Source organism: Leucobacter sp. USHLN153 (genome assembly GCF_037145615.1).
Classification (GTDB): domain Bacteria; phylum Actinomycetota; class Actinomycetes; order Actinomycetales; family Microbacteriaceae; genus Leucobacter.
Genome location: NZ_JBBCXE010000003.1, coordinates 166,703 through 192,508, shown reverse-complemented (window position 1 = coordinate 192,508; position 25,806 = coordinate 166,703). Strand labels below are relative to the sequence as shown.

At 68.7% G+C, this 25,806-nt stretch carries 22 protein-coding genes; 13 read left to right on the top strand and 9 right to left on the bottom strand.

Translation table 11 applies throughout. The features are described from left to right. Nucleotide 1: 1 nt before the first annotated feature. Together WFH00_RS06685 and aztB are read right to left on the bottom strand one after the other, a co-directional pair. On the bottom strand, nucleotides 2-1,231 hold the full coding sequence (locus tag WFH00_RS06685; RefSeq protein WP_336659937.1) for an ABC transporter: 1,230 nt from the start codon (nucleotides 1,229-1,231) through the stop codon (nucleotides 2-4). 62 nt (nucleotides 1,232-1,293) lie between these two features. Beyond that, entirely contained in the window at nucleotides 1,294-2,160 is an 867-nt protein-coding gene (gene aztB / locus WFH00_RS06680; RefSeq protein ID WP_336659936.1) for a zinc ABC transporter permease AztB, read from the bottom strand. A 55-nt stretch (nucleotides 2,161-2,215) separates the two neighbouring features. Between aztB and aztA the strand changes: the two genes are divergently transcribed. From aztA to WFH00_RS06660, 4 genes are all read left to right on the top strand, one after another. Further along, nucleotides 2,216-2,890 carry a zinc ABC transporter ATP-binding protein AztA gene (aztA, locus tag WFH00_RS06675; RefSeq protein ID WP_336659935.1) on the top strand — a complete coding sequence of 225 codons (675 nt, stop codon included), beginning with the start codon at nucleotides 2,216-2,218 and terminating at the stop codon, nucleotides 2,888-2,890. Nucleotides 2,891-3,165: 275 nt separating this feature from the next. After that, the gene (locus WFH00_RS06670) at nucleotides 3,166-4,473 is read left to right on the top strand and encodes a GAF domain-containing protein (RefSeq protein WP_336659934.1); all 1,308 of its coding nucleotides are present in this window, start codon (nucleotides 3,166-3,168) and stop codon (nucleotides 4,471-4,473) included. Between the two features lie 76 nt (nucleotides 4,474-4,549). Further along, nucleotides 4,550-6,073, top strand: coding sequence for an acetaldehyde dehydrogenase ExaC (exaC, locus tag WFH00_RS06665; RefSeq protein WP_336659933.1), 1,524 nt, complete (start codon nucleotides 4,550-4,552; stop codon nucleotides 6,071-6,073). 85 nt (nucleotides 6,074-6,158) lie between these two features. After that, entirely contained in the window at nucleotides 6,159-6,557 is a 399-nt protein-coding gene (locus WFH00_RS06660) for a DUF779 domain-containing protein (protein ID WP_336659932.1), read from the top strand. A gap of 78 nt (nucleotides 6,558-6,635) precedes the next feature. Here the strand turns inward: WFH00_RS06660 and WFH00_RS06655 are convergent, their stop codons facing one another. Both WFH00_RS06655 and WFH00_RS06650 read right to left on the bottom strand, forming a co-directional pair. Continuing rightward, complete coding sequence (locus tag WFH00_RS06655) at nucleotides 6,636-6,854, bottom strand: DUF2945 domain-containing protein (protein ID WP_336659930.1); 219 nt, start codon at nucleotides 6,852-6,854, stop codon at nucleotides 6,636-6,638. A gap of 145 nt (nucleotides 6,855-6,999) precedes the next feature. Further along, entirely contained in the window at nucleotides 7,000-8,796 is a 1,797-nt protein-coding gene (locus WFH00_RS06650; RefSeq protein ID WP_442918806.1) for a glycoside hydrolase family 15 protein, read from the bottom strand. Nucleotides 8,797-8,871: 75 nt separating this feature from the next. Here WFH00_RS06650 and WFH00_RS06645 point away from each other — a divergent pair, with 75 nt between their 5' ends. Next, nucleotides 8,872-10,302 carry a glucose-6-phosphate dehydrogenase gene (locus tag WFH00_RS06645; protein WP_336659927.1) on the top strand — a complete coding sequence of 477 codons (1,431 nt, stop codon included), beginning with the start codon at nucleotides 8,872-8,874 and terminating at the stop codon, nucleotides 10,300-10,302. Between the two features lie 12 nt (nucleotides 10,303-10,314). Here the strand turns inward: WFH00_RS06645 and WFH00_RS06640 are convergent, their stop codons facing one another. Next, nucleotides 10,315-10,767 carry a CoxG family protein gene (locus WFH00_RS06640; protein ID WP_336659925.1) on the bottom strand — a complete coding sequence of 151 codons (453 nt, stop codon included), beginning with the start codon at nucleotides 10,765-10,767 and terminating at the stop codon, nucleotides 10,315-10,317. Nucleotides 10,768-11,100: 333 nt separating this feature from the next. Here WFH00_RS06640 and yczE point away from each other — a divergent pair, with 333 nt between their 5' ends. The 3 genes from yczE to WFH00_RS06625 all read left to right on the top strand — a co-directional run bounded on the left by yczE (nucleotide 11,101) and on the right by WFH00_RS06625 (nucleotide 14,112). Further along, complete coding sequence (gene yczE, locus WFH00_RS06635; protein ID WP_336659924.1) at nucleotides 11,101-11,754, top strand: membrane protein YczE; 654 nt, start codon at nucleotides 11,101-11,103, stop codon at nucleotides 11,752-11,754. A 147-nt stretch (nucleotides 11,755-11,901) separates the two neighbouring features. Then, nucleotides 11,902-12,699, top strand: coding sequence for an alpha/beta fold hydrolase (locus tag WFH00_RS06630; protein ID WP_336659923.1), 798 nt, complete (start codon nucleotides 11,902-11,904; stop codon nucleotides 12,697-12,699). A 45-nt stretch (nucleotides 12,700-12,744) separates the two neighbouring features. Then, nucleotides 12,745-14,112: a M20/M25/M40 family metallo-hydrolase gene (locus tag WFH00_RS06625; protein WP_336659922.1), complete on the top strand. Its 1,368-nt coding sequence runs from the start codon at nucleotides 12,745-12,747 to the stop codon at nucleotides 14,110-14,112. Nucleotides 14,113-14,252: 140 nt separating this feature from the next. On the opposite strand, the gene WFH00_RS06620 is transcribed toward WFH00_RS06625, so the two are convergent. Next, nucleotides 14,253-15,446, bottom strand: a complete 1,194-nt coding sequence (locus tag WFH00_RS06620) for a PucR family transcriptional regulator (RefSeq protein WP_336659921.1) — start codon at nucleotides 15,444-15,446, stop codon at nucleotides 14,253-14,255. Nucleotides 15,447-15,603: 157 nt separating this feature from the next. Between WFH00_RS06620 and WFH00_RS06615 the strand changes: the two genes are divergently transcribed. The 4 genes from WFH00_RS06615 to WFH00_RS06600 all read left to right on the top strand — a co-directional run bounded on the left by WFH00_RS06615 (nucleotide 15,604) and on the right by WFH00_RS06600 (nucleotide 21,679). After that, nucleotides 15,604-16,935 (top strand): MFS transporter, encoded by a 1,332-nt coding sequence (locus WFH00_RS06615; protein WP_336659919.1) that lies wholly within the window; start codon nucleotides 15,604-15,606, stop codon nucleotides 16,933-16,935. An 85-nt stretch (nucleotides 16,936-17,020) separates the two neighbouring features. Beyond that, nucleotides 17,021-18,703, top strand: a complete 1,683-nt coding sequence (locus WFH00_RS06610) for a thiamine pyrophosphate-dependent enzyme (protein ID WP_336659917.1) — start codon at nucleotides 17,021-17,023, stop codon at nucleotides 18,701-18,703. Nucleotides 18,704-18,714: 11 nt separating this feature from the next. After that, a complete protein-coding gene (locus WFH00_RS06605) occupies nucleotides 18,715-20,364 on the top strand; it encodes an amidohydrolase (protein WP_336659915.1) in 1,650 nt (549 codons plus the stop codon). 55 nt (nucleotides 20,365-20,419) lie between these two features. Beyond that, nucleotides 20,420-21,679 carry a M20 family metallo-hydrolase gene (locus tag WFH00_RS06600; RefSeq protein WP_336659914.1) on the top strand — a complete coding sequence of 420 codons (1,260 nt, stop codon included), beginning with the start codon at nucleotides 20,420-20,422 and terminating at the stop codon, nucleotides 21,677-21,679. 132 nt (nucleotides 21,680-21,811) lie between these two features. Here the strand turns inward: WFH00_RS06600 and WFH00_RS06595 are convergent, their stop codons facing one another. Genes WFH00_RS06595 through WFH00_RS06585 form a run of 3 tightly spaced genes read right to left on the bottom strand, consistent with a single transcriptional unit; the run spans nucleotide 21,812 to nucleotide 24,293 of the window. Then, a complete protein-coding gene (locus WFH00_RS06595) occupies nucleotides 21,812-22,582 on the bottom strand; it encodes an MBL fold metallo-hydrolase (protein WP_336659913.1) in 771 nt (256 codons plus the stop codon). Then, the gene (locus tag WFH00_RS06590) at nucleotides 22,575-23,141 is read right to left on the bottom strand and encodes a hypothetical protein (protein ID WP_336659912.1); all 567 of its coding nucleotides are present in this window, start codon (nucleotides 23,139-23,141) and stop codon (nucleotides 22,575-22,577) included. Before WFH00_RS06590 ends, WFH00_RS06595 begins: the two co-directional genes overlap by 8 nt. Nucleotides 23,142-23,144: 3 nt before the next feature. After that, nucleotides 23,145-24,293 carry a zinc-dependent alcohol dehydrogenase gene (locus WFH00_RS06585; protein WP_336659911.1) on the bottom strand — a complete coding sequence of 383 codons (1,149 nt, stop codon included), beginning with the start codon at nucleotides 24,291-24,293 and terminating at the stop codon, nucleotides 23,145-23,147. Between the two features lie 229 nt (nucleotides 24,294-24,522). Here WFH00_RS06585 and WFH00_RS06580 point away from each other — a divergent pair, with 229 nt between their 5' ends. Continuing rightward, nucleotides 24,523-25,710 (top strand): acetyl-CoA C-acyltransferase, encoded by a 1,188-nt coding sequence (locus tag WFH00_RS06580; protein ID WP_336659909.1) that lies wholly within the window; start codon nucleotides 24,523-24,525, stop codon nucleotides 25,708-25,710. The last annotated feature ends 96 nt before the right edge of the window (nucleotides 25,711-25,806 follow it).

Here is a 25,806-nt window from a genome sequence, read left to right as displayed (position 1 = left end):
ATCAGCGCCCCGTCTCGGCGACGAACATCGGTTCGGCGGTCGTGTCGAAGGTGCGTGCGATGCGAGCGCCGTCGGAGTAGTCGATTTCGTAGAGACGCTTCTCCGCGGGGGCGCTGAGGTACGCGCGCTGCTGATCGGCGATGAGGGTGGGAGATGCGCCCGCAGCGAGCGAGTCACTCACGAGAGGCTCGGTCTCCGCGATCACCGCGCCAGCGTTGTCGAGAACGAGCACTCGACCGTCTGCGGCGAGGGCGAGGGTGGAGTCGTCCTCGTCGTCGACGGCGGTGACATGCACGAGCGAGGTCGGAGCGGGCAGGAACGTCCACGCTCGCTCTCGGGTATCGAGCATCCAGATGCCCTTGTCGCCGGCGAGAGCAGCGACAGTCGGACGCCCTTCGCGGTTGTCGAAATGCATCGCCCGCGGAGCGGTCGTACCCCGCGGGTACGGGATCTCTTCGATGATGAGCTGATCCCCCTCGACGCTGGCGAGCAGCGCCCCGCCTTCGCAGCCGATGACAGCACCCACTCGCGTGGCGACGGTGCCAGCCGGGTTCAGGCATTCGGCTTCCACTCCGGCGGGCTCGCCGTCGGAGGTGTGTCCGACGACCTTGGTCCCGACTCCGTCGTCGGCGACGGAGACAAGGGCGAACGATCCCACCGGGACGACGAGCCCGTGATGGGGATCTCCTTCGAGACGGAACCGCTCCTTCACCTCGCCCTTGGACAGGGCTTCTGTGTCGAGCAGGACGGCGTCGCCGGAGTCCTCGAAGAAGATCCCGGTTCCTCCGGTGGTCGACAGGTTGGTGGTGGCGACGGCGGTGGGACCCGCACCGTCGACGACGCCGACGAGGCGGGGATCCGCCCGGTAGTAGTGGAAGTGGTCGACATGGTCCCACGTCCACACGCCGCTGTCGACGATGTCGATGCCCTCGGCGGTCTCGGCGAAAAGATAGCGGCCGTCCGTCGTCATGGCGGAGGGGGCGCCGATCTGGCCGAGGTCGGTGGTGCTCTCGTCGAGCAGGTCGAGATGCGAGACCCCACCGTCCGGGCTGATCGCAGTGAGGGCGAGTTGCGGCTCGGCGACCTCGGCTGCTCCGGCGACGGCTCCGTGACCGTCGCCGGTGGCACCGGCGTCGTCCGTGGATTCGGGGGCTGAGCTGGAGCAGGAGACCAGGGTGAGTGTGAGGGTGACCGCGCCCAGGAGGGCGAGCGGGGTGATGCGAGATCGCACGGATGCCTTTCTTTCGTTCGTGCAGAAACTGTCGCCGCAGCAGGGCCAGGGCGAGCATCGCGTCATTGCGAGGTCGGTACCAGCGCGCGGGGTGGGCGCTGGGAGATCAGGTCGAGAGCTGCCCGTATCGCGTATGAGACGCAGGCCAGCAGGATCGCGACTGCTGCCACGGATGCGCCGGCCGCTGTCGCCAGGTACCAGGATGCGAGTAGGCCGAGGAGGACGGCCGTCACCCCGAACGCCGAGGCGAATGCCATCCTGCTGGCGATGCGTGTGGACCAGTGGCTGGCCGCGACGGCCGGAGCCAGCAGGAGGCCCACGACGAGCATCGATCCCACCGCCTGGTACGAGGCCACGACAGCGAGGGTAACTAAGCCCACGAGCGCAGCCTGGGCGAACCGGGGACGTAGCCCCAGGACCGTGGCGATTCTGGCGTCCAGCGCCAGCGCGACGAATGAGCGGTGGAACGCCGCGGTGACGATGACGCCGATGGCCGCAGCCGCGAACAGGAGCACGAGGTCGGCCGAGCCGATCGCGAGGATGTCGCCGAACAGGATCGCCGTCGCGTCTGACGCGAAGGAGCCCGAGTGCGAGATGATGATGACCCCCAACGCGAGCATCGACACGAAAAGCATTCCGATGCTGGTGTCGTACGAGAGGCGTGCGCGCCGCTGCAGCGCACCGATACCCAGGCTCATCACGACGGCGCTGAGGGCACCGCCGAGGATCACCGGCGCTGACAGCACCGTGGCGAGAGCGACCCCGGGCAGCATCCCATGTGCCAGCGCCTCGCCGAGGAAGGCCATCCCGCGGATCACGACCCAGGTTCCGACCACGCCGCACAGGATCGCGACGAGCGCGCCACCGAGCAGCCCGCGCTGGAGGAAGTCGAGCGCGAGCGGGTTACCAGCGAGGTAGGGGAGAGCCACGTTTCTCGAGCCTAGACGCAAATGATACTCATTATCAAATTGGTAAGTTAGAGCCATGGACTCTTCGCAACGCACTCGGACGCCGGTGGTCGAGTTGGCAGGGATTCGTGTGTGCTTCGGGGCGCGCGATGCCCTGGCCGGTGTCGACGCGGACTTTCGCTCCACCGAGCTCGCGGTGATCGTCGGACCGAACGGGGCGGGAAAATCCACTCTCCTCGAAGTCATCGCTGGCACTCAGCAAGCGGATGAGGGTGAGCGACGGATCGACGGCATCCTCGCTTTTGTCCCACAGCGAGCCGCGATTCCCCCGGGGCTGCCCGTCACGGTTCGCGATGTCGTCAACGTGGGGGTGTGGGGTCGCCTCGGAACCTGGCGAGCCATGGATCGGCGTGGACGGGAGGCCGTGGATCGCGCGCTGGATCGGCTGGACATCCTTGGTCTCGCGAAAGTGCCATTCTCCTCACTCTCGGGTGGTCAGCAGCAGCGGACGCTGCTCGCGCAGGGGCTCGTGCGAGAGGCCGACATTCTTCTCCTCGATGAGCCGACCACGGCGCTGGACTCTGCGAGCAGCGAGCGGATTCGAGGTGTCATGAGGGATGAAGCGGCCCGCGGCGTCGCGGTCGTGTGCGTCTCGCACGATGAATCGGTGATCGATGTCGCAGACCGCGTGATCCGTCTCGCCGATGGTCGTGTCGACGGCGCGGTCGCGCAGGGAATCGCTGCATCCTGAGAGTCTGGAACTTTTCCCAGGTCCACCTCGATGCGAACACGCCGTTTCGCGGGCCGCTTGAACACGGAGCACGCGCGTGGGCCGTCGCTGACGACGATCGACGTGCCGGCAAGGAATTGCGGCTCCGGGTTTCTTCTCGTGCTTCCAGTTGCACGGCAGCTCCTTGCCGAGGTGAACGGGGTATGTCACCCGAAGGCGCGACCGTCGGGAGCGGCCGTGTGCGCTCGACCTATACTGGCGACAGACAGTTCCTCTTTCGACGATGACGAGGTGCGATGCCGTCTCTGTGGCTTACTCGACCAGATCGGGTGTCTCGCGCGGTGATCGAGCGCGCGCATGATGAGCTGCTCGCCGGCAATCTTGATGCACTCGTCGCTGTTCGGCCTCTCGTCAGCGCCTCATGGTCGCGCTCGGTCAGCGGATCGGTTGCCGCGGACGCTCTTCCCTCGCTCGATCTCGCGGGCGCCGAACTCGACGCGTATCGATCCGCCCACCCGCTGGCGGAAGCGCTCCCGCTTATTCGGAGCCTTCTCCTTCCGGGATCGCACGACGATGCCGGCGTCGTGGTGGCGATCGGCGACGCATCCGGGCGCCTGCTTTGGGTCGAAGGCGACCGTGAGCAGCGGGACCGCGTGGGGGCCATGGGCTTCATCGCGGGCGCCAACTGGGCCGAGGAGAGCGTCGGCACTGCGGCGCCGGGCACGGCCCTCGCCCTCGGGCGGTCGGTCCAGGTGCGCGGGTCCGAACACTTCAATCGCCTCGCGCGCCCGTGGTCATGCACCGCTGCACCCATTCGTGATGCTCAATCAGGATGCCTGCTCGGGGTGATCGACGTGACCGGGGGAGAGGAGGCAGCGACCCCCCACGCGCAGATGCTGGTCGACGCGACGGCGCGCGCCGTCGAAAACGAGCTCCTCGTGGCGAAGATGCGCGCGGGCACCGCCCCCGCGGCAGTGAAACCGAGCCGCACCCACCCGCTCACGGACCGCGCGTGCCTCCGCGTCCTCGGGCGCGACCTCGCACTGCTCACCCTGCACTTCGAGGGCGGTGAGCAGTCGATCGCGCTGAGCCTGCGTCACGCGGAGATCTTGCTCATGCTCTCTGTGCACCGACAGGGACTCACCGCCGCGCGTCTCGCGGAGCTCGTTTACGGCGACGCTCGAGCGATCAGTACTCTGCGCCCCGAGATGGTGCGGCTGCGTCGTGTGCTCGAAACCCGCGCACCCGAGCTGGTGCCGGAGTCGCGCCCCTATCGCATCCCACCGATCGACACCGACGCGCAGCAGCTGCTCGAGCTGCTCGACCGGGGTGCTCACCGAATCGCTCTGTCGATGTTCACCGGTGAGGTCCTCCCCGGCTCACTCGCGCCTGGCATCGACCAGCTGCGCAGCGAAATGCGCCGCTCGCTTCGCGAAACGCTCCTGTCCGAGGCGAGTGCTGAAGCGCTCCTCGACTATGTCGAGTCGGACCTCGGCTCCGACGACGTCGAAGCGCTCGCGCAGCTCCTGCGCATGCTCCCCGCGCGTTCCCCAAGGCGGACCGGCATCGTCGCACGCCTCGAGACCCTCAGCGCGCGCAACTGAATGCAACCCGCGGCGGCGTAGCGTCAGGGCATCCGCGGTGACCTCCCGCGGAAGATTCGTGTCGAAGGAGACAGTGATGACCGTCTACAGTCAGCCCGGACAGCCGGGGGCCGTCGCAGATTACCGGCCGAGGTACGGCCACTACATCGGGGGCGAATTCGTCGACCCGGTGAAGGGCGAGTATTTCGAGAACCCCAGTCCCGTGACGGGCAAGAGCTTCACGGAGGTCGGCCGCGGTACCGCCGAAGATATCGACCGCGCGGTGGATGTCGCCTGGAAGGCGTTCGAATCCTGGAAGCGCACCAGCCCCGCCGAGCGCGCGGTGATCCTCAATAAGATCGCGGATCGGATGGAGGAGCACCTCGAGGAGATCGCGGTCGCGGAGACGTGGGAGAACGGAAAGCCCGTCCGCGAGACGCTGAACGCCGACATCCCGCTCGCGATCGATCACTTCCGTTACTTCGCCGGGGCGTTGCGCGCTCAGGAAGGCGGCATCAGCCAGCTCGACGAGGATACGGTCGCGTACCATTTCCACGAGCCGCTGGGCGTTGTCGGCCAGATCATTCCGTGGAACTTCCCGATCCTCATGGCGACGTGGAAGCTCGCTCCGGCGCTCGCCGCGGGCAACTGTGTCGTGCTCAAGCCCGCGGAGCAGACGCCGGCGTCGATCCTGTTCCTCGTCGAGCTGATCGGTGATCTGCTGCCCGCCGGTGTGCTCAACATCGTGAACGGCTTCGGCATCGAGGCGGGCGCTCCTCTCGCGTCGCACCCGCGGATCCGCAAGATTGCCTTCACGGGAGAGACGACGACGGGTCGCCTCATCATGCAGTACGCCTCGCAGAACCTGATCCCGGTGACGCTCGAGCTCGGCGGCAAGAGTCCGAATATCTTCTTCGAAGACGTCGCCCGCGACAAGGACTCCTACTACGAGAAGGCGCTCGAGGGCTTCGCGATGTTCGCTCTCAACCAGGGCGAGGTGTGCACGTGCCCGTCGCGCGCCCTCATCCAGCGCTCGATCTACGACGGGTTCCTCGCTGACGGTGTGGAGCGCGTGAAGCGCATCCAGCAGGGCAACCCGCTCGACACTGACACGATGATCGGCGCGCAGGCCTCGAACGATCAGCTCGAGAAGATTCTGTCCTACATCGACATCGGTAAATCCGAGGGGGCGAAGGTGCTCACGGGCGGCGAGCGCGCAGACCTCGGCGGCGATCTGTCGGACGGCTTCTACGTCACCCCGACCGTATTCGAGGGCAAGAACTCGATGCGGATCTTCCAGGAGGAGATCTTCGGCCCGGTGCTGTCTGTGACGAGCTTCGAGACGTACGACGACGCGATCGCGACCGCGAACGACACGCTGTACGGCCTCGGATCCGGCGTCTGGAGCCGCATTGCCGACACCTGCTACCGTGCCGGCCGCGCGATCGAGGCGGGGCGCGTGTGGACGAACACGTACCACCAGTACCCCGCGCACGCGGCGTTCGGCGGGTACAAGCAGTCGGGCATCGGCCGCGAGAACCATCGCATGATGCTCGATCACTACCAGCAGACGAAGAACCTTCTCGTCTCGTACGCGGAGGGCCCGCAGGGATTCTTCTGATCCCGAGGTGTGGCGGATCGGGCGGAGCGGGGGCTTCCCTCGCCCCGCCCGGCGGCGCATCCTGGAAACAACGAAGGAGGACGTCATGTCCGAAGAATTCAATCGCGTGGATGTCACCGAGGAGGCCGCGGCCCTGTTACGCGATCTCACCGCGCGTCACGGACGGCTCATGTTTCACCAGTCCGGCGGATGTTGCGACGGCTCCTCCCCGATGTGTTACCCCGTGGGGATGTTTCTGACGGGCCCTGCTGACGTGCACTTGGGCGACCTCGATGTCGGGCTCGACGAGCCGATCGAGGTGTATATGTCGGCGTCGCAGTTCGAGTACTGGAAGCACACGCACCTGACGATCGATGTTGTCGACGGCCGCGGCGCGGGCTTCAGCGTCGAGGGCCCGACGGGCAAGCGCTTCCTGATCCGCTCACGCCTGCTCACCGATGCTGAGTTGGTCGCGTTCGGGCTCATGCCGGCCCCGGAGGCGTAGCGGCACACACGTCACCCCTCGCTGGCGCACGTCACACCAAGCCGCGCTGCAACACTGGCCAGCGTTGCCGCCAAATCCCTAATCGTCGGAGAGGCGCCGAAGCGCGCTGCCCTTGTGAGCCGCGATGTGATCGGTCTTGTCGCTCTTGATTTCGTACTGGGGCTCGTCCTTGCTCGCCCGACGGGTGTGCCCCTTGTAGTCGAAGTCGCTCGTGTGCACTCGGGTGATGTGCCCGCTGACGCGTCCCGCTTCAGAATTCCAGCTGACGTGGTCCCCGACCGCGAATTGCTCACTCACCTTGGTGGTCCCTTCTTCTGTCGTACGTTCTCGAGGCGCGAAGTCGCCGAGGCGAGCAGTCGCGAAGCCAGGCCGGTCGGCGCCCCGGTCCTCGTTGAAACCGAAACCCCGGCGGCGGGAGCGATCCGCCACCCCTGCGCCCCGCTCACCGCGGTTGCCTTCCGATTCCCGCGAGCGCGTCGGCGGCGCGGACCAGGGCGAGGTGTGAGAAGGCCTGAGGGAAGTTGCCGACCTGCCGGTGATTCTTCGGGTCATACTCCTCGGAGAGCAGCCCGAGATCGTTGGCGTAGGAGCAGAGCCGGTTCATGAGCTCGCGTGCATCGTCGAGCCGGCCCGTCGTGGCGTACTGCTCGACGAGCCAGAATGAGCAAGCCAGAAAAGGGTGCTCGTCGCCGGGCAACCCGTCGACGCCGGAGTCGGTGCGATAGCGAAGCAGCAGCCCGTCGCGCATCAGGGTGCGCTCGAGGCGCTCGACCGTCGCGAGCATGCGCGGATCATCAGGCGCGCAGTAGCCGACCTGGGGGAGGAGCAACAGCGACGCATCGACGGCGTCCGTGCCGTAGTACTGGGTGAAGTGCGCGTTCGAGACGCCGTGCGTGTCGATCTCGTCGCGGGCGCGCTGCCGTAACTCGCGCCACTTGTCGAGCGGCCCGCGGAGGCCGTGCTCTTCGACGGCGCGGATCGCCCGGTCGAACGTGGCCCACATCATGACGCGTGAGTGCGTGAACTGGTGCGGTTCCCCGCGGATCTCCCACATGCCGTTATCCGGCCGTTCGAACTGCTCAGCAGCGTACTGCACCAGGTGCAGCTCGAGCGGCCACGAGAACTCGGACTCGTTGAGCCCCGCTTTGCGGGCGGAAGAGAGGGTGACGACCACCTCGCCGACGACATCCGCTTGGTACTGCAGCGCGGCTTCGTTCCCGATCCGAACCGGCTGCGAACCCGCGTACCCGGCGAGGTGCGGCAGCTCGTGCTCGAACAGATTCCGCTCGCCCGCCAGCCCGTACATGATTTGCAGATCGGCCGGGTCGCCGGCCACCGCGCGCAAGAGCCACGTGCGCCAGTCGTCGGCGAGCTGCGTGAACCCGTGGCTCAAGAGGGCCTCGAGGGTGAGCGCGGCGTCGCGCAGCCACACGAAGCGGTAGTCCCAGTTGCGAGCACCCCCGAAATCCTCGGGTAGGGACGTTGTCGCTGCCGCCGCGATGCCGCCGGTGTCGTGGTTCGTCAGGGCGCGCAGCACCAACAGGGAACGGACCACGCCCGAGCGGTGCTCACCGTCGTGCTCGATCCGGTCTGCCCAGCTCTGCCACCACTCTCGGGTGCGGTCGAGCGCCTCCTGCACGCGCAGCGGCTCGGGAACCGGCCGGAACGACGGGAACCACGTCAGTGTCAGGTCCTCCACGTCCCCCTCGGCGACCGTGAACCGGGCGACGTGCTTGTGGTCGTCCGCGGTGAGGCGGACGCCGCGGAGCACCAGCGCATCCGGCCCCGCAGTGGCCACCAGGGCCGGCTCGGTCGGCGTTCCGGTCTGGCGCACCCAGGGCATCGCGCGCGCGTAGTCGAAACGGATGCGGAGATCCTCGACGAACTCGACAGTCCCGGAGATGCCCACCACGCGACGGACGACGTCGGTGCGGTCGATGGCAACGTGCGGATCGCGCCCCACCGGCATGAAGTCGTGCACTTCCGCCGTTCCCGCGTCGGTTTCCCAGCGCGTGATCAACACGAAGGTGTCGTCGTCATAGTGGCGCGTGACCGTCGCATCAGGATCGGACGGCCGGAGATGCCAGGTCCCGTCGTTGTGATTTCCGAGCAGCGCCGCGAAGACGGAGGGGGAATCCAGGCGGGGAAGACAGAGCCAGTCAATGCACCCGTCGCGGGACACAAGGGCAGCGGTGCGGCAGTTACTCAGCAGCGCGTAGTCCTCGATAGGGGTCACCATCCGTCCCATACTGTCACCGCGCCGTCGCGTGTGCCAGGGGCTAGATCTGCCGGCCATGAAGCATACGGTGGAGGGATGGTGACCACGACGCTATTGATTCTCGGGGCCTCTGGAGACCTCACTTCTCGCCTGCTGCTGCCCGCGCTCGGCGCGCTTCTGGAACGCGAGCCGGATCGCAACATCGCTCTCCTCGGTGCGGGGTCAGACGAGTGGAGCGCCGAGAAGTGGCGCGAAACGGTGGCGTCGCGATTCGCCGAAGCGGGCGCGACCTCGGCGGCATCGCGGGTCGGCGAGACGAGCTACACGCGTGCGGACGTGACCGATGCGAAAAGTATGCGGTCGCTCATCGCGGGGATCGGCGGGCCTCTCGTGATCTACTTCGCACTCCCGCCCGCGATTACGAAGCGGTGCTGCGAGGCCCTGAAATCGATTGATCTCCCCGATCACACCGTGCTGGCGCTGGAGAAGCCGTTTGGCGGTGATGAGGAGAGCGCGAAGGATCTCAATCGCCGCCTGCTCGACCTCGTCCCCGAGGAGCGCGTTTTTCGGGTCGATCACTTTCTCGGCCGCTCCAGCCTGCTGAACATCCTCGGCGTCCGCCTCACCAACCGGATCTTCGCCCCGGTATGGAACGCCGAGCACGTCGAGTCGGTGGAAATCCGCTTCGATGAGACGCTTGCCCTCGAAGACCGCGCGCGCTACTACGATCACGCGGGCGCGCTGGTCGACATGATCCAGAGTCATCTGTTGCAGGTGCTCAGCTTGATCGCCCTCGAACCGCCCGCCGCGCTCGACGAAGTGTCGCTGCGATCCGCGAAAACCGCCGCGCTCCGCGCCACCCATATCTGGGGAGACGATCCCGTCACCGCGTCGCGTCGCGGCCGCTACACCGCGGGCAGCATCGCCGGCAGTGACGTCGTCTCCTATGTCGACGAGCCCGGCGTTGATCCGTCGAACCGCACTGAGACCTATGCCGACGTGGTGTGCGAGGTGCGCACTGAGCGCTGGGCGGGAGTCCCGTTCCGGCTGCGGTCCGGAAAGGCGCTCGGGAAGAATCGATCCGAGATCACGCTTCGTTTCCGGCCGGTGCGTCACCTCGCCGAGGGCTTCGGGGGTAGCGTCCCCGATGGCGGCCGACTGACGTTCACGCTCGGCCCCGACCAACTGCATCTCGAACTCAACGTGACCGGCGGAGTCGACCCGTTTCAGATCCACCGCGATACCCTTGCGAGTCGCCTGGGCGATGGGCAGCTCCGGGCGTACTCCGAGGTGCTCTCGGAGATCCTCGACGGAAACGTGACCCTCTCGGTTCGCGCTGACTCGGCAGAAGAATGCTGGCGAATCCTGCAGCCGGTGCGTGACGCGTGGGCGCGGGATCACGTCGAGATGCACGAGTACGCGGCGGGTTCTGAGGGCCCGGAGCCGCTGTCGGTGCCGGGGCTGCTGACGAAGTCCCGTAGCGCGGCCCCCGAGCGTCACCCCGCGATCCCACCAGTAGCTCGGTGAACGCTTCGATGGTCACCGGCTGAGCACCCGCGCGGTGAGCTTCTCGGCGAAGCGCTTCGTTACCCGCTTGATGAAGATCGAGGCGCCGGATTGCATGATTCCGGCGAACTTTCCTGTGACCGTCACTTGCCCGGTGACGTCGATTGCGGATCCGCCGGCGTCGTTCGGGGTGACGCGAAACGCGACGTCGGCGCCGAGCTGTGTGCTGCTCTGCTGCCCGGCCCCCATGCTTTTCAGGGACCCCGTGCGCGTCGCGTCGTCGAAGGTGAGCCACACGACCGCACGGAGCTGCGCCCGGAAGGTGCCGAACTTCGCCGCGACGAGCGCGTCATACGAACCGTCTTCCCGCTGCGCTACGAGCTTGCACCCCGGTACGCACGCGGCCACGGTGTGCGGGTCTTTCAGTAGCGCCCACGTTGCGTCGGGATCCCCTGGAACCTCGATGTGCTCGTTAACCTCAATCATTGCTTCGTCGGACCCCTCGCGGTTCTCGTGTCGTCGTGCAGTAAAGCGAAAAGACGCTTATGCGTATGTAGTCGACGTCCGGCGATGAGTGTCGATTATCTTCCGGGAGACGGTCGTCGCGCAGTCGATCTCGGTACGTCGCGTCGACTGCACCGGAACCACAAGCTCGATGTCAGTGAGCTGACGTTCGTGACCTCTCGATGCTGCATCGCCGAGGTGCAGGCGCTCAGAGGACTCCGTGAAAGTAAGCTGGAAGTCTCGGACGAACCGACGTGCTGAGCGCCATCTTGTTCGTGACCGACCATCTTTTCATTCATCGAAAGGGCGTCCCAGGTGGCCTCGAGTTCCTCGCGTCGCGAGCTGGCGAACGTCGGGCCGTTGCAGCAGATTACGGGCGGAAGATTCGTGCGGCGGTTCGCGCAGTTGATCGTCGGGCTATACCTGTTCGGCGCTTCCATGGCGTTCGTAATCTCCGCGGGGCTCGGGATGATCCCGTGGGATGTGCTCCACTCTGGCATCATCTCGCACATCCCGATCAGCTTCGGCACGATCGTCGTGTTGCTTTCCCTCGTCGTGCTGCTCGCCTGGATCCCGTTGCGACAGAAACCGGGCCTCGGTACGATCCTGAATGCGCTTCTCGTCGGCCCCGCGGTCGATGTCACGCTGCCGTGGGTCCCGCATTTCTCCGCGCTCGGCTGGAATATTCTGCTCCTGGTCGCGGGAGTCGTGCTCAACGGGTTCGCGGGTGCCCTGTATATCGGTTCGCAGTTTGGCCCGGGGCCCAGGGACGGGCTGATGACGGGGCTTTCCCGGGTGACGGGGCGTTCGATCCGGCTGGTGCGCACCTGCATCGAGGTTGTCGTCGTGCTGCTCGGGTGGCTCCTCGGTGGCGTGGTCGGCGTCGGAACGGTGCTCTACGCCGCGACAATCGGCCCGATCACGCAGTGGTTCCTCGCCCGGTTCACGGTGACGCTCCGCGACCGTTGAGGACGCGCGCAGGCGCGCGGATTGCGAACGGGATGCCCCCCGGCCCACTTGTACCGCGTCGACAAGAAGTTCAATTCGGTCATCTGCGGCTGGTTGTGAGGGATGGCTGATCGGCGGGGCCGCGCAATCAAGGAGCACAATAGACCTATGTCTCTCCCCCTGATTCCTGAAATGCCGCAGCCGGTCTACGTAATGTCGCAGGAGGGGTTCAAGCTCGCCACCTATACGTGGGGTGACGAGGATGCGCCGGTCGTGCTCGCGGTGCACGGCTTCGCGTCGAGCTGTCGCGACAACTGGGTGGAGACCGGTTGGGTCGGGCAGCTGGTCCGCGAGGGCTTCCGCGTGCTCGGCGTCGATCAGCGCGGCCACGGGCGCAGCGAGAAGCCGGTGGAACCCGAGGACTACCAGATGCCGCTTCTCGTCTCCGACATCGAGGGCATTCTCGACACCTACATGATCGATCCGGTGCTGTACCTGGGGTACTCGCTCGGCGCGCGGGTCGGCTGGCACGTCGCCGCCGACCTCGTCGGCCGGGTCGAGCGGGCGGTGCTCGGCGGCATCCCCGACGGGCGGCCGCTCGGGCGTCTCGATCTCGAGCAGGCCCGGGCCTTTCTCGAGCACGGCACTCCGGTTGAGGATCGCGCGACGCAGAACTACGTGCGCCTCGCAGAGCGGGTCCCCGAGAACGATCTCGCCGCGCTCATCGCGCTCGCGGGCGGCATGCGCTTCGGCGACGAGAACCCCGACATGGGGAACGCCCCGCAACAACCGGTGCTCGTCGCGACGGGCTCGGACGACCTCATTCTCGAGGACTCGAAGCAGCTCGCGGCTCGCCTTCCGAACGGTTCCTTCGCCGAGATCCCGGGCCGCCATCACTTCAACGCGCCGGGCTCCCGCGACTTCAAGCGGCTCGGCATCGAGTTCCTGACCGCGGGCGCCGAGTAGGCTGGAACGGGAACGGGCGCTGCCCGAGCGAGGAGGGTGCAGTCAGTGTCGCAGCAGGGCGAGGCAGCCGCGGGTGAGGGGGCGCAGCTGGGGGCGTCCGCCGCAGACACGATCGCGCTCTTGCAGTCGCTGATTCGCGAGGCCTGCGTCAACGATGGCAGTGTCGGCTCGGGCCAGGAGATCCGCAGCGTTCGCGTGCTGCAGCGCTTCCTCGCCGAGGCCGTCGCGACGGGTCGCGTCGAGACGCACGTGCTCGAATCCGCACCCGGCCGCGCCTCTCTCGTGGCGCGCGTGCGCGGCACGGATCCCGATGCCCCGTCCCTCGGACTCCTCGGGCACCTCGACGTCGTTCCGGTCGACGAGGAGGGGTGGATCCGCAACCCGTTCGGCGGCGACCTCATCGATGGCGAGATCTGGGGTCGCGGCGCTGTCGACATGCTGTACCTCACCGCCGCATTCGCGTGCGTGGTGCGCGACGCGGCGCTCGCCCCGGAGCCCCCGCGCGGCGACCTCGTGCTGATCGCCGTCGCCGACGAGGAGGGCGGCGGCGAGTACGGGATCCACTGGCTCGTCCGCAAGCACCCCGAGGTCGTTCGCGTCACCGAGGCCCTGTCGGAGTCCGGCGGGATGCGGATGGGCCGGCACGTCGCGATCGAGATCGCGGAGAAGGGATCGGCCGGGCGCCGACTCGTGATTCACGGCAAACCCGGGCACGCGTCGATTCCGTACGGCGCGAAGAGCGCGTCATACCGGGTCGGCGAGGTGCTGCAGCGTCTCGGCGAGGTGATGCCCGCGGCGCAGCTCGGCCCGCTGTGGAATCGCTTCATCGATGCGCGCATTCAGGATCCCGCGCTCGCCGAGCGCCTCCGCGACCCCGTGCGCCTCGACGCCGCGCTGCCGCACCTCGGAGGGATCTCGGGCTACGCGCATGCCGTGTCGCGCGTCACCATCTCGCCGACGGTGCTGCGCGCCGGGGCGACGCACAACGTGATCCCGGCGGTCGGCACGATCGACCTCGACATTCGCACGCTCCCCGGCACCACCGATGAGGAGGTCGACCACCTGCTCACGGTCGTGCTCGGTCCGCTCGCCTCCCAGGTGGAGATTCAGCACCTGCGCGGCTGGGCGGCGACGACCTCGCCCGCGGACACCCCGCTGTTCGCGGCGATCGAGCGGGCGGTGGAGGCGGTGGCCGACGCTCCGGTCGTGCCGATCATGGCTGCTGGCGGATCCGACGCCCGCGTGCTGCGCGAGCTCGGCATCCCCGCCTACGGTTTCGGCCTGCTCGGGCCGGGGTGGAGCTACGAGCGTTATCGCGAGGGCGTGCACAGCAACAATGAGCGGATCGACGTGGAGTCGGTGACGCTGTCGCTCGAGGCGCTGCGTCACATCGTCCGCGACCGCGTCGCCTGACCCCGCGAACCCCTGCGATCGGGGTAGGTTGCGACGCGTGTCGCTCAGCTGCGAGCCGTGACACGCGCTGAAAGTTGCCTCGAACCCACTGCCGCGCAGCGGCAGGGCTGAGCGGAGGGGGCGGACCGCGACCGCGCGCGCTACGCCCAGCCCACGACGAGGCGGGCCGCGTCCTCGGGGATGAGCGGGTCGACGCCGGTGAGATCGGCGAAGCGCCGCAGCCGATTCGCGAGTGTGTTGCGGTGGCAGTACAGCGCCTCGGCTGAAGCACCGATGCTGCCGGTGCGGAGGTAACTGCGGGCGGCTTCCTCAAGGCGGGCTCGTTCCGCCGGAGTGCACCGCTCAAGCGCCGCGCTCACATCCGCGAGTGGCGGCGTCCCCGCAGCGAGCAGCTGTCTCGACGCCAATCGCGCCCACCCGCGCCGCCAGGTCATCGCGCCCGTCTCCTCGGTGTGGAACAGGTGGGCGAGCTCCCGCGCTGCAGACGCAGCCCGCCGCAGATCGGCTACACCGTTCGGCGCCGTGGCGATCCCGACCCGCATGTCGGAAGCCCCGCTTGCAACCTCCGTGAGCCGCGACCCGGGCAGCTCGACCGGTTGCAAGATGGCGATAAGCGCGTCGCCGAGGTGATGCGTGAAGATGCGGCCGCCCGCCCGCTCGTACTCGGAAACGAAGACGCGCAGTGCACGGATATCGTCGCCCGTCGCGGCGAACACGCGCAGAGGAGAGGGCGACGCGGCGCCGGAGGAGAGGCCGAGATCCAGCGCGATCATCCGCAGACGCTCGGGAGGAGGAGGCGGATCCTGGAACAGCGCCGCGATGAGGCTCTGCCGCAGTGACGCCTGCTCGTCGTGCATCCGTTGCTGTTCGGCGAGGTACGCCGCCTCCGTCTGGTGCACGTAGTCGTCGACCGTGCGCAGCACGATGTTCGTGTGGCGCACGATGAGCTCGGCGTCCGAGGCGCTCGCCGCCTGGGTGAGCGCCTCCCAGAGCACGGTGAAGTCGTGGCGGATCGCGGTCATGAGGGCCGTGAGCGGCACCCCGGCCCGCGCGCGTGACACCCCGACGTCCGTGGCGACGGCGACCGGACCGTCGAAGCCGCCGGAGCGCAGTCCGTCGATGAGTGAGATGAACGAGAGCACACCGGTGCGGTGCAGCTCAGAATGGGGGATCGGCGCGGGGTCGTAGCCGGGCACGGTGCCGACGCGGGCGAGGAAGCGCTGGGTGAGGAGCTCGGGGTCCAGTTCCTCGAGCAGCTCCAGCCAGCGGGGGCGGTCTGCCTCGGTCGGGGTGTCGCTGAGCGCGTCCTGCACCGCGAGAGAGTGAGATTCCATCCCGCCAGTGTATGTGCACATGCACAGATCTGTGGCAAAAATCAAGGGCATTACGGGACTCGTTGTGTGCGTATTCCCTGGAAAGATCGGTAACCGACGCCGCGCGCATCCCGCGCGCTGCACTGCCCGGATACCTCATCCTCGACGGAGAGAACGCATGAGCCACACACCCCCCACGGCGAGCATCGAATACGGCGCCACGCAAGAACTGAGCGTGAAGGACGCGAATAAGGTCGCGCTCGGTGCGCTGATCGGAACCGCTCTCGAGTGGTACGACTTCTTCCTCTTCAGCGCCGCAGCAGCGCTGGTGTTCAACGTTCAGTACTTCACGAGCGACAATGCGACCGCGGCCGCACTCGCGTCGTTCGCCACGTTCGGCGTCGGCCTCGCTGCCCGCCCGATCGGCGGCATGATTTTCGGCCGCATGGGCGACCGCATCGGCCGCCGCAAGGTCCTCATGATCACCATCGTCGGCATCGGCGTCGTCACAGGCCTCATCGGCGCACTGCCGACCTACGCCGCGATTGGCATCGCCGCGCCGATCCTGCTCGTGCTGCTGCGCGTGCTGCAGGGCCTCTTCGTGGGCGGCGAGTGGTCGGGCGCGATGACGCTCGTCGTCGAGAACGCGCCGCTGCACCTCCGCGCGAAGTACGCGGCGATCCCGCAGATCGGCTCACCGATCGGCACGATCCTCTCGTCGGGCGGCTTCTTCGTGATGACGCTCCTCATCTCGCAGAACAGCTTCAGCTCCTGGGGCTGGCGCATCCCGTTCCTCATCGCGTTCCCGCTGCTCATCATCGCGGTCTACATCCGTTCGAAGCTCGAGGAGTCGCCGGTATTCCGCCAGCTCGAGGAGTCGGGCGAGGTCGATAAGACCCCGATCGCGAGCACCTTCAAGCACAGCTGGAAGCAGATCATCGTCGGCATGGCGGCGGCCCTCCTCGGCGTCGGCGGCTTCTACCTCGTCACCGCGTTCTGCGTGTACTACGGCGTGAACGTGCTCGGCTACTCCTCCTCGCTAATGCTCCTCGGCAGCATGGTCGCCGCGTTCGTCGAGATCTTCGTCCTGCTCTGGGGCGGTTCGCTGGGCGCGAAGTACGGCGCGAGCAAGGTCATCCTCTGGGGCGGCGTCGCGTCTGCGGTGCTCGCGGTTCCCTGCTTCCTGCTCCTCTCCTCGGGTAACCCGGTGCTCGTCGTTCTCGCGATGACGCTCGCGGTCGCCGCGCTGTCGCTGCCCTACGCGGCCTCGGGCACGGTGCTCACGGGCCTGTTCCCCGCGAAGACCCGGTACACCGGCGTGGGCCTCGCGCAGAACGTCGCGGGCATGCTCTCCGGCTTCATCCCGCTGCTCGCGACCGGCTTCGTGGCGGCCGCCGCGAACCACTGGTGGCCCGCCGCCGCGATGCTCATCTTCCTGAGCCTCTTCTCGGCATTCGCCGGCGCCGTCGCGCCGCGTCTCAGCGTGAAGCTCCCGGGCTTCAAGCACTAACCGCGAGAGGGGCGGGTCGCGCGCTCCCGCAGCGCCGGCCCGCCCTTCGCGTTTCATTCTCAACCTCGTCCCGGAAGGACCGCCCATGCCACAGTCGGCAGGCCACCTCATTGTCCGCACCCTCGAAGCGCACGGCGTGCCGCGCGTTTACGCGGTCCCGGGCGAGAGTTACCTCGATGTCCTCGACGGCCTCTACGACTCGTCGATCGAGACCGTGGTGTGCCGCCAGGAGGGTGGCGCGGGCTTCATGGCGCTCGCCGAGGGCCGGCTCACCGGTCGCCCGGGCGTCGCGATGGTGACGCGCGGGCCGGGTGCAGCGAACGCGATGATCGCGCTGCACACCGCGTGGCAGGACGCAACGGCGCTCGTGCTGTTCGTTGGCCTGATCCCGGTGGCCGACCGCGAGCGCGACTCATTCCAGGAGTTCAGCCTCACGGGCTGGTTCGGCTCGACCGCGAAGAAGGTCATGACGATCGACGATGAGCATCGTGCGGGCGAGCTCGTCGCTGAGGCGATGCGGATCGCGGCCTCCGGCCGCCCCGGCCCCGTCGTGGTCGGCCTCCCCGAAGACGTGCTCGTGCGCCTCACCGACGCCGCGCCCGCCCAGCCGGTCGCAGTGCCGCGCCCTCAGCTCGCCGCGAGCGAGACCGCGCAGCTCACGGAGCGTCTCGCCCGGGCCGAACGCCCGGCATTCGTCGTCGGCGGAGACGGCTGGCAGAGCGGCGCGGGCCGCGAGCTCCTCGCCTTCGCGGAGTCCGCGGGCATTCCGGTGTTCGCTGACTGGCGTGCATACGACGCCGTGCCCCACGAGGGCGGCGCCTGGGCCGGGTGGCTCGGCTACGGTCGCGCCGATGCGGTGGCGGCGGGGTACGCCGAGGCAGACCTCCTCGTATTCGTCGGCTGCGGCCGATCCGACGTCATGAGCGACGGCTACCGCCTCGGCTTCGATGCCGAGACCGTGCTCGTCTCCGTCGACCCCGAAGCCACGATGCACGCCGGCCGCATCGATCAGCACCTGTTCGCGGTGCCCGAGGACTTCGTCGCGACCCTCGCCACGATCGCGCCCGCCGAGGCGCGGGGCGGACGCGACGACGCATGGATGCGTGCCCGCTCCGAGGTGCAGCAGCGGGTGGCAGCGCACCGCTCCGACGCGTCCGTGCCGGGCGTCGCGGGCGTGTCCGGGATCCCCGAGGGCACCGAGCACCCGGGCGTCGACCTCGGCATCGCCTTCGGGCAACTGGACGACCGACTCGAGGGCCAGGCCGTGCTCACGTTCGGCGCGGGCAACGCGACGATCTGGGCGCACCGCTTCGTGCGGCACGTGACTCCCGCGAGCCTCGTGGGCGCGCGAAACGGCGCGATGGGGCTCGCCGTTCCCGCTTCCGTCGCGGCGTCGCTCGCGTTCCCCGACCGGCGCGTGGTCGCGGTCTGTGGCGACGGCGACTTCATGATGAACGGCCAGGAGCTCGCGACCGCGGTCGCGCACGGCGGGAAGCCGCTCACGATCGTCGTGGATAACGGGATCTACGGCACGATCGTGCAGCACCAGGAGAAGCATTACCCGGGGCGGCCCTCGGGCACGCGCATGGCGAACCCGGACTTCGCCGCGTGGATGACGGCGCTCGGCGGCCACGGCGAGCGCGTGGAGCGCACCGAGGACTTTGCGGCCGCGCTCGATCGCGCGCTTGCGGCCGACGCCCCGGCGCTCCTCCACCTGGTGATTGATGACAGCGTCATGCCCCCGGCGGCAGACGAAATCGCGGCGTGAAGGGAATCACCATGCAACTTGACCTGATCCTCACTGCCCGCGAGGTCCTCACGATGGATCCCGCGCGTCCGACCGCGACCTCCGTCGGCGTGATCAACGGCCGCATCGTCGGCTTCGACGAGGAGATCGCGGGCCTCGACGCGGCGCGCACGCTCGACTTCGGCGACGCCTGCGTGACGCCCGGCCTCATCGACGCCCACTGCCACACGGCATGGTGGGGGCTGGGTCTCGCGTCCATCGATCTCAGCGTGCTGCGCGGTCTTGATGCGCTCTACGCGGAGATCGAGGCCGAGGTCGCGCGGCTCGATGCGCTCGGCGATTCCGATGCGTGGGTGCACGGCACCGGCTTCAACCAGGCGCACCACGGCGGAGCATTCCCCGACATCGCGCGGCTTGACGATATCACCGGTGATCGCCCCATGTATCTGCGCCACACCTCGGGCCACGCCTCGATCACGAATACGGCGACGCTCCGCCTCGTCGGCGCGCTCGAGCCGGGCTTCGAGAACCCGACGGGCGGCGTGGTGGTGCGCGACGCGGAGGGCGCGCCGACCGGCCTCGTCGAAGAAGCAGCGCAGGGCCTCGTGCAGGGGCTGCTGCTGCCGTACTCGACCGAGCGGCTCGTCGAGGCGCTGGAAGCAGCAACGAGCCGGTACGCGGCTCAGGGCATCACGAGCTTCTCTGAGGCTGGCGTCGGCGGGGGGTGGATCGGCCACAGCCCCATTGAGGTCACCGCATATCAGGCGGCAGCGGAGCGGGGGAGGCTTCACGCGCGCGCCCAGCTCATGCCCGCGATCGACGCGCTGCGCCCGCTCTCGGGCCACGCGGCGGACTTCGCGGGCGAAGGAGAGGGTGCGGGCCTCGACCTGGGCGTTCGCGCCGGCTTCGGGGACGACCTCGTGCGCTTCGGCCACGTGAAGGTGTTCCTCGACGGCTCGCTGCTCGGCGCGACAGCCGCCGTGACCGAGGACTACTGCGGCCACGACCACAACACGGGATACCTGCTCGACGAGCCCGCGGTGTACCGCGAGCGCGCGCTCGGGGCGTATCGGGCGGGCTGGCCGCTGGCGCTGCACGCGATCGGCGACGCAGCGATCGACCTCGCACTCGACCTCATCGAGGAGGCGCAGGATCGCTACGGCCGTCGTGACGTGCCCTGCCGCGTCGAGCACTTCGGCATTGCGCGCCCGGACCAGGTGGAGCGCGCCGGCGGTCTCGGCGTCGCGGTGACGCCGCAGGCCGGGTTCATCAGCGCGTTCGGCGCGCAGATGGCCGAGCGTGTCGGCGAGGAGCGCGAGGCGTGGCTGTATCGCGGCCGCTCCGTCATCGATGCGGGCATCATTCTGGCGGGCTCCTCAGACCTCCCGGTCGCAGACAACGACCTGCGTCGCGGCATGCAGGCGGCGATCGACCGGCGCACCGAGGCCGGAACGGTACTTGCGCCCGAGGAGGCCATCACGCCCGAGGAGGCGCTGCGGACGCACACGGAGTGGGCCGCCCGCGCGACCGGGCAGCTGGCCGATAAGGGCACGCTCGAGCGGGGCAAGCTCGCGGACTTCGCTGTCTTTTCGGCGTCGCCGCTGACCGCTCCACGCGTGGCCGACCTCGATGTCGTCGCGACAGTGCTCGGCGGCGAGCTGAGCTACGACTCACGATCCTGACCCCCATTCCGAACAACACCGCACCCGACCGCACTCGCACGCAAAGGACGCACCCATGACGCACCTCGATGACGCATTCCTCGCCGACTGGGCCGTGCACTCGCGCTTCGGCGCCGTGCCGGGAACGAACGGCGTCGACCGGCAAGCCGCGAGCGCTGCCGACGGTGAGCAGCGGGCGTGGTTCGCCAAGCTGCTTGAACAGCGCGGCTTCACCGTGGAGCGCGACGCGGCGGGTAACCAGTTCGGCCTCCTCGAGCTCGTGCCGGGCGCCCCGTATGTGCTCACGGGCTCGCACATGGACTCGCAGCCGACCGCCGGGCGCTTCGACGGGGCGTACGGTGTGATGGCGTCGGCCCACGCCTGCTTCCGCGTCGCGGAGGAGCTGCGGGCTTCGGGCGACGCGACGTACAACCTCGCGGTCGTCAACTGGTTCAACGAAGAGGGCTCGCGTTTCAAGCCCTCGATGATGGGCAGCTCGGTGTTCACGGGCAAGCTCGAGCTCGAGGCTGCTCTCGCCACGACGGACCCGCGAGGGATCACCGTCGCCGATGCGCTCGACGCTCTGCGTGAGCGCGGCGAGGGCGATGTGTTCGGGGGAGAAACCGGCCGCGAGGTGGCGTCGTACGCCGAGATCCACGTGCAGCAGGGGCGGAGCATGGAGGAGGACGGCGTCACGATCGGCCTCGTTGACGCGACCTGGGCGGCGCACAAGTTCGAGTTCCGGGTCACGGGTGCGCAGGCGCACAGCGGATCGACGCTCATGGAGGATCGCCGCGACGCCCTGCTCGGCGCCGCCCGCCTCGTTGTCGCGGCCCGCGAGCTGGTCGACGAGTTCGAGCCGGGGCAACTCCACACGGCGTGCGGCGAGCTGAACGTCTACCCGAACTCGCCCGTCGTGGTCGCGAGCGAGGTCGAGCTGCTCATCGACCTGCGCTCGCCGAGCGCCGAGGTGATCCGCGACGCCCACGCATCGCTGCAGCGCACGATCGAACGGGTCGAGCGCGAGGATCGCGTGAGGATCGAGGTCACGGCCGAGCACAGCTGGGACCGGAATCCGTACCCCGAGGCGGGCGTGGAACTCGCGCGCGAGGTCGCTGAGGAGCTCAGCCTCCCGAGCGACCGGGTCATGACGGTCGCTGGGCACGACTCGACGAACATGAAGGACACCGTCCCCACGGTCATGCTCTTCGTGCCCAGCGTCGCGGGAATCTCGCACAACCTCGACGAGTTCACCGAGGAGTCGGACCTGGTCGCCGGCGTGAACCACCTCACCGGCGTCGTCCGCCGCCTCGCCGAGGGCGCCCTCACCGCCTGACCGCCGCCCGCCGCGAACCCCTGCGATCGGGGTAAGTTGCGACGCGTGTCGCGCTCTCGCGCGCCGCGACACGCACTCGTAGTTACCTCGATCCCACTGCTCCCGCGGGCGGTGGCGGTCGCCTCGCCCGGATCAGTCGATGCCGGCGGCGAGCGCTAACTCCGCGGCGCGCTCGGCGGTCCCGCGGAACGGGGCACCGTGCCCTGGGAGGAGGAGCTCGGCGCCGGTTCCGGCTATCCGCCGTACCGAGTCGAGCCCGAGGCGCGCGTCGGCCGTCGCCGCACGCGCGACCGTTCGCGGCCCCGTCTTCCCGGTGTAGGGGTCGTAGGTGACGAGCGCGTCACCGGTGAAGAGCGCGCGCCCATCTCCGTACGTCAGCGCACAGTGACCGAAGGTGTGACCGGGGGTGAGAATCGGCCGCAGTCCGGTCTCCTCTCCCGTTGCTCCGTTCCCCACCGTTCGCGAGTGCGAGGTGGTGCCGCGCACGTTCAGCGCTCCTGCCCCGGTCATGCGCAGCAACCCCGGGAGAGCGGCCGGGTACCGAAAGGGGTACTTGAGCCTGGGGGATTCATGCGCATATCGGTACGGGTGACGCACCAACGGTGCATCGGCGGGGTGGACGATGATCGGCACTCCCAGATCCTGCAGACTTCTGCAGAGACCGACGTGATCGAAATGGCCGTGCGTCAGCTCCACAGCGAGCAGATCCGCTGGTGTCGCCTCGAGCATCGCGAAGGCCTGACGAAGCTGCCCTCGCATGCCGGGGAGCCCCGCGTCAACCAGCACGATCCCCTCGCCGGTGCGCACCAGGTAGCAATTGACGTTTGCGCGGGTGATCATGACCACGCCTTCGGCGACGAGAACGACGCCGTCGGGCGGCGGAGCAAGATCCGTTTCACCCACGGCGCTTCCCTCCGAGCACGCGCAGCACTAGCGCGCCCGTGGCGAGCCAGGGGAGGGCGACCAGCACGGGATCGATCCACGTGTGCCGCAGATCGACGCGACCGCGTCCGATTCTCGACCGCAGGGGCCCGTGATTCGCCTCACTGAGGACGCCGGTTTGCGTGATCGGATTGTCCGGGCGGCGGGTGGCGAGCGAGCGAAGGTGCGCTCCCGCGGCCTCGACACGGTCGCCAGCGACGAGCAGCAGCCAGCGCACGTTCTTGCCCTCTCCGAAGCGTGCGTAAGCGAGGCGACGGATCGCGCCGGACACCCCGTGCAGCGGCTGCGCGCTCCCGAACACGCGCGGCAGCATGGTGTGCTCGATCGAGCGTTCGCGACCCTCGCCGCCGCTTTGGCGCTCCGGGAGCTCCCAGTGCGGGCCGGTCGCGACGTAGTGCTCGTCCTCCATCGGCCACGAGGGGCGATTCGCGGGATCGCGATCCGCACCCCACCCCGGGATGCGTGCGGCGAGCGCGACCTTGTCGACGGTCTGTTCGTGTGGCTCGGGGCGGTACGGCATGGGTCATGCACCTCCGGGGATGATGGCGGGTTTGATGCAGTCGTCGAGCTTCGAGGAGAAGACGTGGTACCCCTCGGCGATGTGCTCGAGCGGGACGCGGTGGGTGAGCAGCTCGCTCGGGCGCACATGCCCGTTGCGGATGTGCTCGAGGAGGCGCGGCCACTGCCGCTTCACCGGTGCCTGGTTTCCGCGGATGGTGAGGCCCTTATTGAGCGCATCGCCGTAGCGGATCGCCGAGGGTAGCGGGCCGTACGCGCCGAGCACGGCGACTCGCCCTCCCTTCCGCGCCGAGTCGATCGCCCAGTTGAGCGCGACCGGTGAGCCGCCCTGGAGCTTGAGCTTGGCACCCGTGATGTGCTGCAGGGTGCTGCCGTCCGCTTCCGCGCCGACGGCGTCGATGACGACGTCCGCGCCCAAGCCGTCGGTGAGGCGCTTCATTTCGACGACAATGTCGCGGTGCTCGCTGATCGACACGGTTTCCGCGAACGCGAACGTGCGGGCCTTCTCGAGGCGGTAGTCGAGGTGGTCGACAACGATGACGCGCCCCGCTCCCATGAACCACGCGGAGCGAGCCGCCGCGAGACCGATGGGCCCCGCTCCCAGCACCAGCACGGTCTCACCCTCGGCGATCTCGCCGAGTTGCGCTCCGAAGTAACCCGTCGAGAAGGCGTCAGTGAGCATGAGCGCGTCGTCCTCATCGAGCCAGTCGGGCATCACCGCCGGGCCCACGTCAGCGAACGGCACGCGGACGAGCTCCGCCTGGCCGCCGTCGTAGCCCCCGGCCGAGTGCGAATAGCCGTAGATGCCGCCGATGGCCGTCGCGTTCGGGTTCACGTTGTGACAGTTCGAGAGCAACCCGCGCGAGCAGAAGTAGCAGGTGCCGCACGAGATGTTGAACGGCACCATGACGCGGTCGCCGCGCTTCAGATGCTGCACTGAGGAGCCGACATCTTCGACGACCCCGACGATCTCGTGGCCGAAGGTGTGGCCGATACGGGTGTCCGGGATCATGCCGTGATACAGGTGCAAGTCCGATCCGCAGATCGCAGCACGTGTGACGCGCACGATGGCGTCGTTCGGGTGCTCGATGCGGGGGTCCGGCTTCTCTTCGACCCGCACTTTATACGGGCCGCGGTACGTCATCGCTTTCATGTTTCCTCCCGAGTCCAGGGTGAGGCGCGCGGGCTCGCGAGGTGAGTGCCTTGCGACGCTCACGGGCCTGGTGTAGCGGCTGCGGTGCCGAACTGCGGAACCTCGTGATCCGGCGTGCACAGTGGGCGACGGGAGCGGTGTGCGAGGTCGCCGCTGCCGTGCACTCGCGCGTGCGCGAAGATGGACGAACGCCATTGCACGATGACGCCGCAACACGAGGAGTACACCGATGACCGCTCTGATCGCCGGGTACGCCCGCACGCCCTTCGCCCGCTTCACCGGCCAGCTCGCCGCGCAGCCGGCGACGGTGCTCGGCGCCCACGCGGTGCGGGCGGCGCTCGGCCGAGCGGGCGTCGCGCCCGAGCAGGTCGATGCGGTGGTCGTCGGCCAGGTGCTGCAGGCCGGCGCGGGCCAGAACCCGGCGCGGCAGACCGCCGTAGGCGCGGGCATTCCGATGAACGTTCCCGCGATCACCCTGAACGCCGTCTGCCTCTCCGGCACCGAGGCCGTGTCGCAGGCCGTGCGCCTGATCAACGCGGGCGAGGCCGAGGTCGTCGTCGCGGCCGGCCAGGAGTCGATGTCGCTCGCGCCCCACGTGCTCCCGCTCCGCGCGGGCACGAAGTACGGTGACGCCGCGCTCGTCGACACCGTGGATCGCGACGGGCTCTCCGACGCGTTCGACCAGGTCGCGATGGGCGCGCTCACCGAGACGGGTAACGCTCCGCTGCGGCTCACGCGCGAGGAGCAAGACGCGTTCGCCGCGGCCTCGCATCAGCGCGCCGCCGCCTCGGCCGACTTCTTCGCGGGGGAGATCGAGCCGTTCACGGTCTCGTCGCGCCGCGGCGACACCGTGGTGGCGGCCGATGACGGCGTGCGTGCCGACACGACCGTGGAGACCCTCGCCGGCCTCCGCCCCGCGTTCGCCAAGGACGGCACCATCACCGCGGGCAACGCCTCGCAGATCACCGACGGAGCGGCCGCCCTCGTCATCGTGAGCGAGGCCGCCGCCGAGCGGCTCGGGCTGGCGCCGATCGCTCGCGTCGAGGCGACCGCGTTCGTCGCGGGCCCCGACACGCACCTGCACTCGCAGCCCGCGCGAGCCATCACCGCCGCGCTCGCGAAGACCGGCAGCGCGAGCGAGCCGGCAGCCACCGCGGCGGACCTCTCCGTCGTCGAGATCAACGAGGCGTTTGCCGCGGTCGGCGTGCAATCCGCGAAGGAGCTCGGGCTCGATCCCGCGATCGTCAACGTGCACGGGGGCGCGATCGCGCTCGGTCACCCGATCGGCGCCTCGGGGGCGCGCATCGTCGGCACACTCGTACGGCAGCTGGCCGAGGCGGGCGAGGGATCGCTCGGCGCCGTCGGCATCTGCGGCGGCGGGGGCCAGGGCAGCGCGGTCGTGCTGCGGGCGCTCTAGGGCATCGGACCAGCCGCCACGGGCATACAAGACCGGACGCCTCACGTGCCTCCTCACGCCGCGTCCATTGGCATCCCCGTGCCGCCTGCCAGTACA

What these genes read in the sequence shown, in the direction of transcription:
- aztA (WP_336659935.1), top strand. Translation starts at nt 2,216, where the DNA reads ATGGACTCTTCGCAACGCACTCGGACGCCGGTGGTCGAGTTGGCAGGG.
- WFH00_RS06670 (WP_336659934.1), top strand. Translation starts at nt 3,166, where the DNA reads ATGCCGTCTCTGTGGCTTACTCGACCAGATCGGGTGTCTCGCGCGGTG.
- exaC (WP_336659933.1), top strand. Translation starts at nt 4,550, where the DNA reads ATGACCGTCTACAGTCAGCCCGGACAGCCGGGGGCCGTCGCAGATTAC.
- WFH00_RS06660 (WP_336659932.1), top strand. Translation starts at nt 6,159, where the DNA reads ATGTCCGAAGAATTCAATCGCGTGGATGTCACCGAGGAGGCCGCGGCC.
- WFH00_RS06650 (WP_442918806.1), bottom strand. Translation starts at nt 8,796, where the DNA reads ATGGTGACCCCTATCGAGGACTACGCGCTGCTGAGTAACTGCCGCACC.
- WFH00_RS06645 (WP_336659927.1), top strand. Translation starts at nt 8,872, where the DNA reads ATGGTGACCACGACGCTATTGATTCTCGGGGCCTCTGGAGACCTCACT.
- WFH00_RS06640 (WP_336659925.1), bottom strand. Translation starts at nt 10,767, where the DNA reads ATGATTGAGGTTAACGAGCACATCGAGGTTCCAGGGGATCCCGACGCA.
- WFH00_RS06630 (WP_336659923.1), top strand. Translation starts at nt 11,902, where the DNA reads ATGTCTCTCCCCCTGATTCCTGAAATGCCGCAGCCGGTCTACGTAATG.
- WFH00_RS06620 (WP_336659921.1), bottom strand. Translation starts at nt 15,446, where the DNA reads ATGGAATCTCACTCTCTCGCGGTGCAGGACGCGCTCAGCGACACCCCG.
- WFH00_RS06615 (WP_336659919.1), top strand. Translation starts at nt 15,604, where the DNA reads ATGAGCCACACACCCCCCACGGCGAGCATCGAATACGGCGCCACGCAA.
- WFH00_RS06610 (WP_336659917.1), top strand. Translation starts at nt 17,021, where the DNA reads ATGCCACAGTCGGCAGGCCACCTCATTGTCCGCACCCTCGAAGCGCAC.
- WFH00_RS06605 (WP_336659915.1), top strand. Translation starts at nt 18,715, where the DNA reads ATGCAACTTGACCTGATCCTCACTGCCCGCGAGGTCCTCACGATGGAT.
- WFH00_RS06600 (WP_336659914.1), top strand. Translation starts at nt 20,420, where the DNA reads ATGACGCACCTCGATGACGCATTCCTCGCCGACTGGGCCGTGCACTCG.
- WFH00_RS06590 (WP_336659912.1), bottom strand. Translation starts at nt 23,141, where the DNA reads ATGCCGTACCGCCCCGAGCCACACGAACAGACCGTCGACAAGGTCGCG.
- WFH00_RS06585 (WP_336659911.1), bottom strand. Translation starts at nt 24,293, where the DNA reads ATGAAAGCGATGACGTACCGCGGCCCGTATAAAGTGCGGGTCGAAGAG.
- WFH00_RS06580 (WP_336659909.1), top strand. Translation starts at nt 24,523, where the DNA reads ATGACCGCTCTGATCGCCGGGTACGCCCGCACGCCCTTCGCCCGCTTC.